Here is a 15,063-nt window from a genome sequence, read left to right as displayed (position 1 = left end):
GTCAGTGGTCTGAATGTGGATACACCCAGCGCCGCAAACTCAGATAATTGAATACCATCGCGGTTCCCGAACCGGCCATCAAGGCAACGACCGGGTACGCGTGCAATACAGGAAAACAAGCGATCAAGGCAGAGAATATCGCCAGGTTCAACAAGGCGCCGGCAGTCTGCACCGCGAGATAGCCTGCGTATTCCCGCTTGGCTCGCACCGGAGCACGTGCCGTAGCTGTCGTGATGAACACGAAGCTGCGGTTCAACAGCCAGGTGACGAACACCGCGACCAGGAAAGACAGTACCCGCGACAGGTAAAGCGGCAAACCGGCGTACTTGTAGAACACCATCATCAGGCAGGCATCGACCACGAAGCCGATGCCGCCCACCACCACAAAACCGAACGCACTGGCCGGCAGCCAGCGGATGTTTTTCAGAAAGCCAGGAGTCATCGGCGTTCCGAACGGGCCAGCCAGCGCAACTCGAACTCCATGCGCTGCTGATGCGCGACCGAATCGAGCACCAGGCCGATACCCAAAGCCATCACCGCCGCCACGCACATGCCGGTGGCCAGGATCGCCAGCGGCACATGATAGATGAATCGATACTGGATCCAGTCATCGAATACAGGCGCCCCGGCCAACAAACCCAGCAACAGCAGCAGCAGGCTCAACACGCTGAAAAAAGCCAATGGCCGGTAATAGCGGAAAATCTGGGCAATCGCAAACAGGACCCGGGTGCCGTCGGAAAAGGTATTGAGTTTGGAAACGCTGCCGCTCGGGCGGTCCTTGTAGGCGACCGGGATTTCGACAATACGCATGCGCTTGTGCAGCGCATGCAGCGTCATGTCGGTTTCGATCTGGAATCCCTCAGCCAACACCGGATAGGTCTTGACGAAATCACGGCTGAAAACCCGATAGCCACTCATGATGTCGACCAGCTTGGCACTGAACAGTTTGTTCACCATCCATTGCACCAGGCCATTGCCGAAACCGTGGAACGAGCGTTGATTCTCACGCGCGTAATCGCCGCCGGACTGGCGGTCGCCGACCACCATGTCGGCGCGCCCCTGCAGCACCGGCTCCATCAGTTCGCGTGCCTGATCCGCCGGATAAGTCAGATCGGCATCGGCCAGCACATAAATATCCGCATTGATGTCGATAAATGCGCGCCTGAGCGCGCTGCCCTTGCCCTGCCGGTTTTCATCGATAACCCCGCCTTGGCAGGCCAGTTCCTGCAAGACCTGGCTCGCAATAGCGCCGGTGCGGTCGCGGGAATTGTTGTTGATGACGTAGATGGCGGCTTCCGGCAATGCCTCACGGAAGGCTCGGATCGTGCCCTCAATCGTCAATTCTTCGTTATAAGCCGGCAGAATAACTGCGACATTTTTCTCTACCGCTTCATTTTTCAGCATGTTTCGTGGTCCCGTTTTTTATCTCTAAGCTCAGTGGCTTTTTTCTCAGCTTATGTAATCCAATTTCGCAAATTAATCATGGAACAACCGCGGGCGACCTAGATGAAATGCATAGCTGCTGATCTTGATCGATACTCCGCCGGTACCTGCCGTCACGCCCGCCCCGGGCACAAACACAAGCTGGTCCGTGTTGATGGGACGATTAAATAAAAGGCGAACTCCCCATGGCGCGGGCAAAAGACGAAAATCTCGTACCTTCTGCAGTTCCTTTCCGTCATACCAAACCCGATGCTCACCGAAGTAGACCTCGGTAAATCCACCGGAAAGCCCGGAAAAATCAATGAAGTCAATTCGGCTTGGCGCAAATCGAAGTTGGAACCCAGCATCAGGAGTGCCGGGACTTGCACTTGCCAACTGAATGTCGCCAGGCGCCGAATGTACCTCATAGCGCGGCATCAGCAGCAAAACTGCGCCTGCGGCCACGATCCCGGATTTTAACATCCACTTTTTGGCGTTGGCCGTCCAAGAGCCCGCGAACACCCAACTCACTACCAGCCAGGCCAACAGGGCCAGGTACGGAAACGCCCATTTGAAATAATGCACATTGTGGTAACGCCAAAGCCCATTCGGCAGGAGATCTCCATAAGGAGCATAGAGACAAAACTGAAAGACAATCGCCAACACGATGGTTCGCAGCAGCCAATCGCCACGGAAAAAGCACCAGCACATCCCCAATATGGAAAATACCAGCCAGGGATAATGCGAAATCAAACCGCTTCTTTGTTCAAGAAAAACGGTACCGCCATCAAACACCAGCGAAAATATTTTACGGAACAACTGCGACGGGAAATATCCGCTCGCGGATGCGGTAGCCTGGAAATACCCGCCCAGGAAGGCGCCGTACACGATCTGATTGAAAATCAAATACAGCAGGATGCCAATCGAAAATCCGAGCCCAAGACCTACTGCCATGAACGCGATGCGACGAAGGCGTTGCTTCAATGGCGCGCCGCTGGCGCCCCGATAACCGACATAAAGGTAGGCTGGGAAAAAGACGGCAACCAGGGCCGAATCAATCGGCCGCGCCAGGACCAGCAAGCTAACGACTGCCGCGTAAACGAAAGCCATCCACGCCCGCTGTCCATCATGTTTGTTATCGGCTTCGCCGGCATCCGACAGTTTCATCAACCCGTACAAGGCAAATGCATAAACTGCAGCGGTAACAGCCGTGGTCCAAGGGACCACAAAATTTGCAAGTATTTCGCGGTTGCAGAACAGGGAAAGCGTCAGCAACGCAAAAGACACCATGCGCGGAACATAACGGTCCGCGATGCGCGCGTACACAAAAACAAACCACAGGAGTGCCGCGCCGTTGACGAAAAAATAGGGATGGTTGGGCCACCATTTATAGAAGATCGCTCCAACCAACGGATAGAGCGGAGGATAACGATGATTTGCAGGATCAAAATTCAGGGAAAAGAATGCTTTGGTCGCTTTAAGATATTCACCTTGATCGAACCATCCCCACCACCCTTCAGGGTAAGTCAGATTGTTGCCCGGCAGCGCAGGGTACTGCAAATAAGCGCCCAAATAAAAGACCAATGCAGTGGCGATGAAGACCCAGATCGGTAATTTTCTTGCCACCAGATACTCCCAACTATCAAATCATTGATTCTTCATCAGACCTCGCGGATCTTATTTGAAAAACATTGAATAACCCATTTTGCGATGCATCCGTTGAATTAACCAGCCAAGCGGCGAGCCAACTTCGGGAGTTTTATCGATCAGGCACATCCGGTCAAGCAGTATCCGACCAATCAAGCCGGTTTCGTCATCACCTTATCTTCTGCACGCCTGCCGCGGATCGAACACGCCCTCAATCCTCTCCTCGCCGCCCAAGAAAATGTCGCAGCAGCACGGCCGCCGCAATCACCAGCGACAGCAGGGACAACAGCAAGCCGTAACGGAAAGTCGATGATGAAAAATACAGTTCAACCTTGTGCTTGCCGGCCGGAATCGCCACGGCTTTGCCCAGCAGTTGGGCGCTGAATACCGGCACCGCCCGGCCATCCACGGTGGCGCGCCAGCCCGGGTAATTGGCGTCCGCCAGGAACAGCCATCCGGGCCTGCTGGCATCGACATCGAATGCGTAGAAAGTCGGCTGCCGGGTCAGGATGGCAAAACTGATGGCGTGCGGATCGTTGTCGGTGTCGGATATGGGCGGCAGTGGCTGCCCCTTTATTGCCTCGACGATCAGCTCAGTTGGGCGTGGGGTTGCCAGCATCTGCAATGCTTCCTCGTCGGAGGCTACCGCGCGGTAGCGGGTGAAAGTCTGGAACAGCGGCTGCGCTGCGGTATTTTCCATGATCCACGTGCCCAGGCGCTCATCATGAACCGCTACCCGCAGATCGGGCGCAGTCAGTTGGCGATCAGCTGAAATGAAACGAATGCCAAGCACATCGATTGCCCGCTGGCCTGGCGCGGTGCGGTTGCGCCCTTCCATCTCATCGACAAACAAGGGATTCAGCATGGTCCGCGCGCGCAGCGGCAAGGCCAGCGCACCGTCTTCCGATGGGATATCCCACAGCAGATTACTGAGCGCCGGGATCGAGGAAAATGCGGTTTGCATGGCGGTGTCCAGGCCATCGGTCTTGGAGTTGCGCATCGCATAAGACACCGAAATACTGTTGTTCAGGAACTTCGCATCCTGCACCGGATAACGTTGCGACAAGGTCTGCAAAGTGGCAGGACGCTGCAACAGCGCCACATCGCCGAAATGGAAGACGTGCAGCCGCAGCGTCATGCATTCAAGTGCTAGCAGCGCAAACATCAGCAGCGGGATATGCGCCGCCTTGCCGCGGGCGGCCAGTGCGGCGACGGCAATCAACGCCGCAGCGACGATGGCGAAATGCTGCCACGGCGCCATCGGCACGTAGCTGACGAACGCCAGAACAGCCCATACAGCCGCAAAAAGAAGCGTGCAGATCCACAACCTCTTATCGCGCAGCCAGCCGGATCCGGCTCGTCGCAGAAAGTCGCTGATGCCGTCGATGGCGCCAGCCGCCAGCACAGCGATGCCGATGATAGCGATCTCCAGATAAGCTTGAGTAGTCCTGAAGAAATGCAGGCCAGGCACCAGATGCCAGTCATACACGAGGCGGAACAACGGCGATGCATTGCCGATGCCGAGCTGAAACAGGATCAATACGGCAATCAAATGGCCCTTGGCGCGCCATGACGAGCGGAACAGGGGAAACATTGAAGCGCAAATGCAGACCAGCAGACTACCGACTACGGGGAACTGATCGACCTGATCACGGGCAAATTCCAATTGGTCGCGGGTGTACAGCAAGCCGCGCAGGATCGACATCGGCGAAAAATAAAAAAACAAACCAACGCCGCCGCTGCGATGCGATAGCGACGCCAGCTCAAGCAAGGGCAGCAACTGGACCGCCGAGAGTCCAAGGAACAGCAATCCCGCGATGAGCGCCGTCGTCATCAGTTGGCGCCGCTGGTTTTGCCACAGCGTCCTGCCATCCGCAGAAAATGGCATCGTGCACAGGGAAAGCACCATGTAGAGCACGGTCGCATGCACCAGTTGCGGATAGCCGGCCAGGATCATCATGGTCGCCGCTGCCGCCAACAAAACCGCTTGCCTGGCCGTCGGCCTCTTGAGCCAGGCTTCCATCGCACACAACGCCCAGGGCGCCCATGCCAGCGTGCCGGATATCGTCAGGTTCTGTTGTTCCTGGATCCAGAGCGCGGAAAAAGCCACCACCAGCGCAGCAAAACCGGCCGACCAGACGCTGTTTCCCAACAGACGGCACAGCGTGAAAACGCCCGTCCCCGCAATCAGCATGCACAACAGATGGAAGATATTGCTGCCCACTATCGGAGGCAGCAGCCAGGCCAGCAAGATATTGAACGGGCTGGCAAAGCCGCCCTGACCTTCAGCAAACAGCGGATGGCCGCCAAAGACTTTGTCGCTCCACAGGGGCGTAGCGCCGCCATGCAGGAACCTGGCATGGAAATCGAACAGCGGCAAACCGTGGATGACGGAATCACCGTGCACCAGCGTTTTGCCATCCATCAGGGTCGGCCACCAGAAAACCACGGCAAACAGGAGCAGTACGAAAAATACGATCAGGGATTTTTTATTATTTATCATGTTGCAAAAAGAGCATCTCCACCCTTGAACAAATTCTCTTTCACAGGGAATTCCATATTGCTGACCACAGCGACAGGCCGCCCGGCATCGACAAACGGGGACCCAAAAATCGACCATGAATTCTATCCTAGCCACAACTTATCAAGCATACAAAAGCAAGCCTTAGTAGCTATCCACTAGGTACGTCGAGCAAACCTGTTTGAGCGATGCGCAACATTTTTACGCGGTGTTTACAAGCGCGCCACCCCTTTTTAGAGAATCTTTACGTGCTGCCTGCTAATCTGTACTTACCAAAACGACCAGTAGATATCCTCTATGAATCAGGTAATTTCAGCAGCATCGACATGGCGCCATTCTTTCCTTCCAGATGAAGAAACAATGGAAATGCAAGCATCTGCTTCGCACTTCCAGCTCGACCCCATTCGCGGCAAATCTCTTCCGACTCAAAAAGATTTCATGATGCGCATCACGGTCGATGCAGCATCGGTTTCAGAATTACGGCGCGTCATCGTCAGTACTTGCGGCGACCTGCTGATTTATATGCGCGTCAAGCCGGTCGACCATGCAACAAAAATGAAATTCTGGCTGTGCCTGAGCAAGACATCCATCGATTCCGTCATCGGCAATATCCTGCGCACCCTGCCGCAAGCCGAATTCGGACGCATTACCCCGGTACTGCCGACCTGAGCGCAAGCAGCCGCCTCAAACAAGATCAATCCACATTGCAAACTAAAACCATGACCACCTTTGAAGGTATTTGGGTTCCACTCGTCACGCCTTTCCGCCAAGGCAAACTCGATCTTTACAGCGCCCAGCAACTCGCATTGCGCCTGTCCGGCGCCGGCATCCACGGCCTGGTTGTATGCGGCACCACCGGCGAGGCGGCGGTGCTGAATGAACATGAACAGGACAAGATGCTGTGCGCGGTCATGGAAGCAGTGCAGGATCGCTGCCCGGTGGTGATGGGCATCAGCGGCAGCGATACGCGCGCGGTCACCGAAAAGGTGACGCGCCTGAATGCCCTTCGTCCAGACGGATTCCTGATCTCCGCGCCATCTTATGTGCGGCCTTCGCAGGAAGGCATACGCCTGCACTTTGAAGCGATTGCCGCGGCCGCGGAAAGCCCGGTCATCCTGTATAACATCCCATCCAGGACCGGCGTCAATATCGATGTCAGTACCGTGATTGCGCTGCAGCGCTGCACCAACATCGTCGCCATCAAGGAATGCGGCGGCAATCTCGCGCAAACCACGGAACTGATCAATCGCACCGGTCTGCAGATCTTGTGCGGCGACGACGCCATGTTGTTCAGCACCCTCTGCCTTGGCGCTCACGGAGCGATCTCCGCCGCTGCCCACATTCGCCCTGACCTGTTCGTACACTTGCACGAATTGGTTGGCGATGGACAAATCGTAGCTGCGCGCACCTTGTTCAGCCAAATGCTGCCGTTGATCCAGGTGCTGTTTTCAGAACCGAATCCGGCGCCGCTGAAGGCGGCGCTGGCCATGCAGGGCCTGCTGCAAGACGAACTGCGATTGCCGATGACGCCGATGTCGGCAACCGGCCTGGTCAAGCTGGGCAAGGCGCTGGAAAAAACGATGGCGATTCCGCCCGTCGAAAAAATCGGCAAGCCCGAACTGCATAAGGCCAGCGAATCCAGGCGGCTGGGGCTGGTGAGATAACAGCATCATGATCCTGACCATCTCATCCCCGACATCTGCCGTTACCTCGTCCGATCCGCTCAATTCAATGGCGGCATCGATCGCCCGCCGGCGGGCACGGGCCGGCCGCAATGTACTGTTTATCTACAAGAAAACGGCGACGCCACGGAACGGCCAACAGCCAGACATGGCCGCCAACGACAGTTGGCTGGCGACAGCAATCAAAACCGGGGCGGAATTACGCGAAGTCGCCGCAGAGGATATTGCAGCTGAACTGGCGTTGGCCAAAATCCAGTATCACGACATCGTCGTCGATATGCCGAAACTGGAAGACGCCAGTTCACTCTATGTACTGGCGACGGCGCAACTGGCCGTATTTGCCATCCAGACCAGCCAATGGCACACCGATCGGCAACTGCTCTCCACCATCCACGCCGCCAGAACCTGGAATCCGGATTTGCCGGCGCTGCTACTGGTCGACGATATGCAAAGCGCGGCTGGGCAGGGATTGCTCTCCACATTCTCGGAGCAGCTAGGAAATGTCCGATTCCTTCAATTGTCGGCGAGCAGGGTCGACGATGCGTCTGTCGGCGCCCTGTACCATTCCATTTATGCCGGCTGCGCTGCTGCCGTCTGCGCCTGATCATCAAAGCCGCCGTGGCCGCGACATGGTCCGGCCAGCAGTTCCTGCGAATCCATAGCAATTAATCAACGCTTGCAAAAAACGCCCGGTACGTGTCAAATCGGCGTATGAAAATTTCAACCTCTCTCCCCATCTGGTCCATTGCAGCCCCGATTGCCGGTTGGCTGTTTCTTGGCGGCGCCACCTTTAACCTAGGAAGCGCCTACACAATACTTCTGGTTATCGGCCTGCTCGGCAGCGTCCTGGCTGCCGTGTACCATGCCGAAGTGGTAGCCCATCGCGTTGGCGAACCCTACGGCACCCTGGTGCTGGCGCTGGCAGTGACGCTGATCGAAGTGGCGCTGATCGTGTCGCTGATGTTGACCGGCGGTGAAGAAACCACCGGATTGGCGCGCGATACCGTTTTTGCCGCCATCATGATCATCCTCAACGGCATCGTCGGCATCTGCCTGCTGGTTGGCGCCAGCCACCATAAAGAACAAAGCTTCGGCTTGTTGGGGGTCAGCGCCTCCCTCGCCACACTGGCGGCAATTGCGGTACTGACGCTGGTGCTGCCTAACTACACCTCAAGCGCGGTGGGGCCGTTCTACACGCCTAGCCAGCTGGCGTTTATTGCCGTTATTTCCTTGATTCTCTACGGCACCTTCGTGCTGGTGCAGACGGTGCGGCACCGCGATTACTTTCTGCCGGAAGAAGCTGTCAATAATGAAGACGTGCATGCGGCTCCGCCTTCAGGGAAAGTAGCTGCAATCAGCGCTGCCTTGCTGCTGATTTGCCTGGGCGCCGTGGTTCTGCTGGCGAAGTCACTGGCGCCAACGCTGGAAACCGCCGTCGCCAGCGTCGGCGCGCCGAAATCGCTGGTCGGCATCATCATCGCCGCCGTGGTGCTGCTGCCGGAGGGGCTGGCCGCAGTACGGGCGGCACGCGCCAACCGCTTGCAGACCAGCCTCAACCTGGCGCTCGGATCGGCGCTGGCCAGCATCGGCCTGACCATCCCGGCAGTGGCCATCGTCTCGCTCGCCACCGGCTGGACCCTGACTCTCGGCCTGGATATCAAATCCACCGTGCTGCTGCTGTTGTCCTTTATCGTCGCCACCTTCTCGCTCGGCACCGGACGTACCACGGTCATGCAAGGCACAGTGCATTTGGTCATTTTTGCCGTCTATCTGTTTACTACCATCGTCCCTTAAGGGATCGCACCACATTACTGCGGCGGAACTGGTTCAACCACCTGGCCCCGCCGCAGTAACCCGCCTTTCCCATCCAAGCACTCCACTCATGTCCTGAAACAGGTCACGCTTGCCGATCTGCGCGCCAGACACCCAACTTTTTGCACTATTCAGGCTTCCTGACGCCCCAACGGGGTGCCGCGCCGTCTTTCGGCACCACGCCGGTGCGTCAATACATCAGTAACAGGCCATCTCACCAAATATGGGCGCTGACAACCGCCGTTGCGCCAACATTGCCCAAATCTCAAGCTCCAGCACTGAAAACGTGGCGTCGCGCCTTGCCATCTGATTGGCATGCATTCTGCTATAGGAAATAGGTAGTCAACGCATTCCTGTTCTTGCCTGCTGTTGGGCGCGCTGCTTTCTTGGTCCGTTTTTAGTTCTATTTCTAGAGTTCATTTACAGGGAGAGAAAATCATGTCACGTCGCACCGTTTTAAAAGCTACCGCGCTCGGCGCTTTCGCACTTGCCTCGGGTTCCTGGCTGCCCTCCGCATTTGCTGCGGACACCATCAAGGTAGGCGTCCTGCACTCGTTGTCCGGCACCATGGCTATCTCCGAAACCTCGCTCAAGGATGTAGCCTTGATGGCTATCGAGGAAATCAACGCACATGGCGGTGTATTGGGTAAACAACTGGAACCGGTCGTGGTCGACCCAGCTTCCAACTGGCCGCTGTTTGCCGAAAAGGCGCGTCAATTGATCTCGCAGGACAAGGTATCGGTAGTGTTCGGCTGCTGGACCTCGGTATCGCGTAAATCCGTGTTACCAGTGTTCAAGGAACTCAACAGTCTATTGTTCTATCCGGTCCAATACGAAGGCGAAGAACTCGAGAAAAACGTGTTCTACACCGGCGCGGCGCCAAACCAGCAGGCGATCCCGGCCACTGAATACCTGATGTCGAAGGAAGGCGGCGGCGCCAAGCGTTTCGTACTGCTCGGCACCGACTACGTCTACCCACGTACCACCAATAAGATCCTGCGCGCCTTCCTGCATAGCAAGGGCGTCAAGGACAGCGACATCGATGAAGTCTACACACCGTTCGGCCATTCCGATTACCAGACCATCGTTGCCAACATCAAGAAATTCTCCGCCGGCGGCAAGACCGCTGTGATCTCCACCATCAACGGCGATTCCAACGTGCCGTTCTACAAAGAACTCGGCAATGCCGGCCTGAAAGCGACCGACGTTCCAGTCGTCGCATTTTCGGTAGGTGAAGAAGAACTGCGCGGCGTCGACACCAAGCCTTTGGTTGGCCACCTGGCAGCGTGGAATTACTTCGAATCGGTGAAGAACCCGGTCAACGCCGCCTTCATCAAGAAATGGAAAGCCTACGCGCTTGCCAAGAACCTGCCGAACGCCAGCACGGTAGTCACCAACGATCCAATGGAAGCGACCTACGTCGGCATCTACATGTGGAAACAGGCAGTAGAAAAAGCCAAGTCCACCGACACCGACAAAGTCATCGCCGCCATGGCCGGCCAGAAATTCAACGCCCCATCCGGCTATGTACTGGAAATGGACGCCACCAACCATCACCTGCACAAACCAGTGATGATCGGCGAAATCAAAGCCGACGGCCAATTCAACGTAGTCAGCAAAACCAAAACCACAATCCGCGCCCAACCTTGGAGCCCTTACATTCCGGGGAATGAAGGCAAGCAAAAACTCTAATAGAGGCCCCCAGCGGGGTTTGTTTTTGACGTTGTAGTTGCGGTTGCAGTTGCAGTTGCAGTTGCAGTTGCAGTTGCAGTTGCAGTTGCAGTTGCAGTTGCAGTTGCAGTTGCAGTTGCTTTTGACGTTGCAGTTGCAGTTGCAGTTGCAGTTGCTTTTGACGTTGCAGTTGCAGTTGCAGTTGCCTTTGACTTTTCGCATGCTGACGTTGCCTTCCCTATGGTCCCCGCCGTGCGACAGTCGGGAATTATGGGACACATGTTTGAGCGAAGCGAGTTTGTGTCCCATCCGACTGGCGCGCGGCTCATTTGGGAACCCGCCAACGGCGGGCAACGGCTGTGCGATCGCCTTTCTTTGCTTACTTTCTTTGGCGAAGCAAAGAAAGTGAGCGGCTGCCGGGCCGCCCCCGGCAAGCACCCACGGAGTAGTGACAGTATTAAGTAACGATGAGCGCCAGTTGTAGATGCACCACCGCACTCACTCCGTGGCCCGTTAAAAGGGGTCAGAGTAATTTTCGGCAAGACCCCGCCGAAAAAAAACTCCGACCCCATTTAACTACGTGCAATTAATTTGACTCTGACCCCATTTAATTCTAGCCCCCGTTTAATTGCTTTTGAGTGTGATTCCGAGACAGTAAAAAAGCACAACCCGCTGGCAAAAACAAACTAATGAAAACCCTAAGAAAAATCATTCTTATCGCAAGTTTGTGCCTGCAACCCCTGCTGGCACAAGCCGCCATCGACCCCGCCCTGCTTAAGCCGCTGGCCGGCGACGACCCCGACGCCCGCATCGCCGCCGTCAACCAGATCGCCGCCCTCGCCAACGACGACGCCCTCAAGATACTCAACGCCCTCAACACCGACGCCCTCTACGCCCGGCCCGACGGCACGGTACTGATCGTCGACGATACCCAAGCCTTCAATCCCGCCACCGACCAAACCCTGCCGACGCCAGAAGACGCCGAAGGCATCAGCGTCAACAACCGCCTGCGCGGCGTAGTCGAAGGTGCCCTCTCCGGCCTCAAGCTATTCTCAAGCAATCGCAAACTGCGCATGGCCGCAGCCACCGACTTGATGAAAAATGCCGACCCAGCCCAGATCCCGCTGATCAGCAAAGCACTCCACAAGGAAAGCGATCCCGATATCCAAGCCATGCTGCAGCAAGTGATCGCCACCGCCAACCTGCACGCCAGCGATGCCGCCACGCGCAAGGCCGCGGTGCAAACCCTGGCCACCAGCACCAACGCCAATATCCGCCCTGCCCTGGAAAACCTGCTCAGCAAAAATCCCGACGGCAGCTACGCCGAACCCGACGAAGCCGTGCGCATTGAAGCGGTGCGTACGCTCGGTGTGCTGGACCGCCACCTGGCCACCGTCGATTTCATCGGCAAGGTGTTCTATGGCATTTCGCTCGGCAGCGTGCTGCTGCTAGCCGCACTCGGGTTGGCGATCACCTTCGGCTTGATGGGCATCATCAACATGGCGCACGGCGAACTGCTGATGATCGGCGCCTACACCACCTACGTCTGCCAGTCGGTGTTCCGCCAGTATTTTCCCGGCGCGCTGGACGGTTACCTGCTGGTGGCCTTACCCGCTGCCTTCATCGTCACCGCCGCGGTCGGCGTCGTGCTGGAACGCCTGGTGCTGCGCTGGTTGTATGGCAGGCCGCTGGAAACCCTGCTCTGCACCTGGGGCATCAGCCTGATGCTGATGCAGATGGTGCGATCGATATTCGGCGCGCAAAACGTTGAAGTCGCCAATCCCAGCTGGATGTCGGGCGGCGTCACCGTACTCGGCTCGCTGGTGCTGTCGTATAACCGCATTGTCATCATCTTCTTCGCGCTGTTCGTGGTGCTGGCGGTATGGCTGATCCTGAATAAGACGCGGCTCGGGCTTTTCGTGCGCGCCGTCATGCAGAACCGCCGCATGGCGTCATGTGTCGGCGTCTCCACCGGCAAGATCGACATGATGACTTTCGGTCTCGGTTGCGGCATCGCCGGCCTCGGCGGCGTGGCGCTGTCGCAACTCGGCAATGTCGGGCCGGATCTCGGCCAGGGCTACATCGTCGATTCGTTCATGGTGGTGGTACTGGGCGGCGTCGGCCAACTGGCCGGCACCGTGATTGCCGCCTTCGGCCTGGGCGAGGTCAACAAATTCCTGGAACCGGTGGCCGGTGCGGTACTGGCCAAGATTGCGATCCTGGTGTTCATCATCATCTTCATTCAAAAGCGTCCGCAAGGCCTGTTCGCGCTGAAAGGCAGGAGCGTCGAATGAACACCGCATCCGCACAAATCTCTGCCATGAAAACACCGCTGTTCTCGCGCCAGGCATGGACAGGCATCCTGATCGGCAGCATGATCCTGGCGCTGCTGCCGCTACTGAATTTATGGTTCCCGGCCGGCCATGTATTGCACATCTCCAGCTACACCGTAGCGCTGATCGGCAAGTTCATGTGCTACGCGATGGCTGCATTGGCGCTCGACCTGGTGTGGGGTTATACCGGCATTCTGTCGCTCGGCCATGGCGTGTTCTTCGCGTTGGGCGGCTACGCCCATGGCATGTACCTGATGCGCGCCATCGGCCGCGACGGCGTGTACCAGAGCAACCTGCCGGACTTCATGGTTTTCCTCGACTGGAAAACCTATCCCTGGTTCTGGTCGATGACCGACAACTTCTGGTATTGCATGGCGCTGGTGGTGTTGGTGCCGGGCGTATTGGCCTTCGTGTTCGGTTACTTCGCGTTCCGCTCGCGCATCAAGGGCGTGTACTTTTCCATCATCACACAAGCGATGACCTTCGCCTTCATGCTGCTGTTCTTCCGCAACAATACCGGTTTCGGCGGCAACAACGGCTTCACTGATTTCAAACGCATCCTCGGTTATTCGATCACCGCGCCGTCGACCAAGGCCGTGCTCTATCTGATCACGCTGGCGTTCCTGCTAGGCGCCCTGCTGCTGTGCCGCTGGATTGTCACTTCCAAGCTGGGCCGGGTGCTGCAGGCAGTGCGTGATTCCGAATCACGGCTGATGTTCATCGGCTACAACCCGCTCTGGTTCAAGCTGTTTGTCTGGACCTTGTCGGCAGTGTTGTGCGGCATCGCCGGCGCCTTGTATGTGCCGCAGGTAGGCATCATCAATCCCTCCGAAATGTCGCCGGCGAATTCGATCGAGATGGTGATCTGGGCAGCAGTCGGCGGCCGCGGTTCGTTGCTCGGCCCAATCATTGGCGCCTTCTCGGTAAATGGGTTGAAGAGCTGGTTCACCGGCGCCTTCCCTGATCTGTGGCTGTATGCGCTGGGCCTGATTTTCATCCTGGTGACGCTATTCATGCCGCAAGGCATCCTGGGCCTGGCCGAGAAACTGAAGAATCATTTGAAGAGCAAGCCGGAAGCCAGCAAGGAGGATGCATGAACCACCCCATCAATCCGCGCATCAGTCCCATTTATGATCCGGCGCAACCGTCTGAAAACGTCGACAACACCCGCCATGCCGACTACGGCACCTCGTATGCGCGGATCAAGCCGGAAGGCGTCGACACCACGCACGGCGCGATCCTCTACCTGGAAAACATCACGGTCTCGTTCGATGGTTTCAAGGCGCTCAACAACCTGAACCTCGACATTTCGGTTGGTGAACTGCGCTGCATCATCGGCCCCAATGGCGCCGGCAAGACCACCATGATGGATGTCATCACCGGCAAGACCCGGCCGACCGCCGGCACCGCCTTTTTCGGCCAGAGCATCGACCTTACCAAGCTGACCGAATACGACATCGCCCACGCCGGCATCGGCCGCAAATTCCAGCGGCCGACGGTATTCGAACAACACACCGTGTTCGAAAATCTTGAGCTGGCGATGAAGATGGACAAGCGTGTCAAGAGCACCTTGTTTTCGCGCCTGACGACAGAGCAGGTCGACAAGATCGACGCCTGCCTGAGATTGATACGCCTGAACGGCAACGAGCGACGCCTGGCCGGCCTGCTCTCGCACGGCCAGAAGCAATGGCTGGAAATCGGCATGTTGCTGATGCAGGAGCCACAGCTGCTATTGCTGGATGAGCCGGTGGCCGGCATGTCCGACGCGGAAACCGCCCGCACCGCCGAATTGCTCAACGAATTGCGCGGCAAGCATTCGATCATGGTGGTCGAGCACGACATGGGCTTCGTCGCCGAAATCGCCCAGCAAGGCAAGGTAACGGTCCTGCATGAAGGCTCGGTGCTGGCCGCAGGGAAAATGTCGGAAGTTCAGGCCGATGAGCGCGTGATTGAAGTTTATCTTGGGCGCTAACTA

Annotated in this window: 13 protein-coding genes; 9 read left to right on the top strand and 4 right to left on the bottom strand. The window is 57.1% G+C overall.

The features are described from left to right. Position 1: 1 nt before the first annotated feature. The 4 genes from ACIPF8_RS20800 to ACIPF8_RS20785 form a co-directional block, all read right to left on the bottom strand. Positions 2 to 442 carry a GtrA family protein gene (locus tag ACIPF8_RS20800; RefSeq protein ID WP_400424758.1) on the bottom strand — a complete coding sequence of 147 codons (441 nt, stop codon included), beginning with the start codon at positions 440 to 442 and terminating at the stop codon, positions 2 to 4. Continuing rightward, positions 439 to 1,404, bottom strand: a complete 966-nt coding sequence (locus tag ACIPF8_RS20795; protein WP_400424756.1) for a glycosyltransferase family 2 protein — start codon at positions 1,402 to 1,404, stop codon at positions 439 to 441. The genes ACIPF8_RS20800 and ACIPF8_RS20795 overlap by 4 nt, the downstream gene beginning before the upstream one ends. Positions 1,405 to 1,476: 72 nt before the next feature. Next, complete coding sequence (locus ACIPF8_RS20790) at positions 1,477 to 3,048, bottom strand: hypothetical protein (RefSeq protein ID WP_400424753.1); 1,572 nt, start codon at positions 3,046 to 3,048, stop codon at positions 1,477 to 1,479. 232 nt (positions 3,049 to 3,280) lie between these two features. Continuing rightward, complete coding sequence (locus tag ACIPF8_RS20785) at positions 3,281 to 5,572, bottom strand: YfhO family protein (protein ID WP_400424750.1); 2,292 nt, start codon at positions 5,570 to 5,572, stop codon at positions 3,281 to 3,283. A 378-nt stretch (positions 5,573 to 5,950) separates the two neighbouring features. Here ACIPF8_RS20785 and ACIPF8_RS20780 point away from each other — a divergent pair, with 378 nt between their 5' ends. From ACIPF8_RS20780 to urtD, 9 genes are all read left to right on the top strand, one after another. Continuing rightward, complete coding sequence (locus tag ACIPF8_RS20780; RefSeq protein ID WP_400424747.1) at positions 5,951 to 6,259, top strand: hypothetical protein; 309 nt, start codon at positions 5,951 to 5,953, stop codon at positions 6,257 to 6,259. A gap of 50 nt (positions 6,260 to 6,309) precedes the next feature. Further along, positions 6,310 to 7,254 carry a 4-hydroxy-tetrahydrodipicolinate synthase gene (gene dapA / locus ACIPF8_RS20775; protein WP_400424744.1) on the top strand — a complete coding sequence of 315 codons (945 nt, stop codon included), beginning with the start codon at positions 6,310 to 6,312 and terminating at the stop codon, positions 7,252 to 7,254. Between the two features lie 7 nt (positions 7,255 to 7,261). Beyond that, the gene (locus tag ACIPF8_RS20770) at positions 7,262 to 7,876 is read left to right on the top strand and encodes a hypothetical protein (RefSeq protein ID WP_400424741.1); all 615 of its coding nucleotides are present in this window, start codon (positions 7,262 to 7,264) and stop codon (positions 7,874 to 7,876) included. Positions 7,877 to 7,983: 107 nt separating this feature from the next. After that, positions 7,984 to 9,066, top strand: a complete 1,083-nt coding sequence (locus ACIPF8_RS20765; protein ID WP_400424738.1) for a calcium:proton antiporter — start codon at positions 7,984 to 7,986, stop codon at positions 9,064 to 9,066. 456 nt (positions 9,067 to 9,522) lie between these two features. Beyond that, positions 9,523 to 10,776, top strand: coding sequence for an urea ABC transporter substrate-binding protein (gene urtA / locus ACIPF8_RS20760; protein ID WP_400424735.1), 1,254 nt, complete (start codon positions 9,523 to 9,525; stop codon positions 10,774 to 10,776). Positions 10,777 to 10,831: 55 nt separating this feature from the next. Then, on the top strand, positions 10,832 to 11,164 hold the full coding sequence (locus ACIPF8_RS20755) for a hypothetical protein (RefSeq protein ID WP_400424732.1): 333 nt from the start codon (positions 10,832 to 10,834) through the stop codon (positions 11,162 to 11,164). Between the two features lie 280 nt (positions 11,165 to 11,444). Beyond that, positions 11,445 to 13,049, top strand: a complete 1,605-nt coding sequence (gene urtB / locus ACIPF8_RS20750; protein WP_400424729.1) for an urea ABC transporter permease subunit UrtB — start codon at positions 11,445 to 11,447, stop codon at positions 13,047 to 13,049. Then, complete coding sequence (gene urtC / locus ACIPF8_RS20745) at positions 13,046 to 14,185, top strand: urea ABC transporter permease subunit UrtC (protein ID WP_400424726.1); 1,140 nt, start codon at positions 13,046 to 13,048, stop codon at positions 14,183 to 14,185. Before urtB ends, urtC begins: the two co-directional genes overlap by 4 nt. Next, positions 14,182 to 15,060: an urea ABC transporter ATP-binding protein UrtD gene (gene urtD, locus ACIPF8_RS20740; protein ID WP_400424723.1), complete on the top strand. Its 879-nt coding sequence runs from the start codon at positions 14,182 to 14,184 to the stop codon at positions 15,058 to 15,060. The genes urtC and urtD overlap by 4 nt, the downstream gene beginning before the upstream one ends. Positions 15,061 to 15,063: the final 3 nt, after the last annotated feature.

Origin of the sequence: Collimonas sp. NPDC087041 (assembly GCF_044745265.1) — a bacterium.
In the GTDB taxonomy this organism is placed as follows: Bacteria; Pseudomonadota; Gammaproteobacteria; order Burkholderiales; family Burkholderiaceae_D; genus Collimonas.
This window is presented reverse-complemented; position numbering and strand designations above follow the sequence as displayed.

Excerpts from the sequence above, each read along its gene's own strand:
- ACIPF8_RS20765 (WP_400424738.1), top strand. The coding sequence starts at position 7,984 with ATGAAAATTTCAACCTCTCTCCCCATCTGGTCCATTGCAGCCCCGATT.
- ACIPF8_RS20780 (WP_400424747.1), top strand. The coding sequence starts at position 5,951 with ATGGAAATGCAAGCATCTGCTTCGCACTTCCAGCTCGACCCCATTCGC.
- ACIPF8_RS20795 (WP_400424756.1), bottom strand. The coding sequence starts at position 1,404 with ATGCTGAAAAATGAAGCGGTAGAGAAAAATGTCGCAGTTATTCTGCCG.
- urtC (WP_400424726.1), top strand. The coding sequence starts at position 13,046 with ATGAACACCGCATCCGCACAAATCTCTGCCATGAAAACACCGCTGTTC.
- dapA (WP_400424744.1), top strand. The coding sequence starts at position 6,310 with ATGACCACCTTTGAAGGTATTTGGGTTCCACTCGTCACGCCTTTCCGC.
- urtB (WP_400424729.1), top strand. The coding sequence starts at position 11,445 with ATGAAAACCCTAAGAAAAATCATTCTTATCGCAAGTTTGTGCCTGCAA.
- ACIPF8_RS20800 (WP_400424758.1), bottom strand. The coding sequence starts at position 442 with ATGACTCCTGGCTTTCTGAAAAACATCCGCTGGCTGCCGGCCAGTGCG.
- urtD (WP_400424723.1), top strand. The coding sequence starts at position 14,182 with ATGAACCACCCCATCAATCCGCGCATCAGTCCCATTTATGATCCGGCG.
- ACIPF8_RS20770 (WP_400424741.1), top strand. The coding sequence starts at position 7,262 with ATGATCCTGACCATCTCATCCCCGACATCTGCCGTTACCTCGTCCGAT.
- ACIPF8_RS20785 (WP_400424750.1), bottom strand. The coding sequence starts at position 5,572 with ATGATAAATAATAAAAAATCCCTGATCGTATTTTTCGTACTGCTCCTG.
- urtA (WP_400424735.1), top strand. The coding sequence starts at position 9,523 with ATGTCACGTCGCACCGTTTTAAAAGCTACCGCGCTCGGCGCTTTCGCA.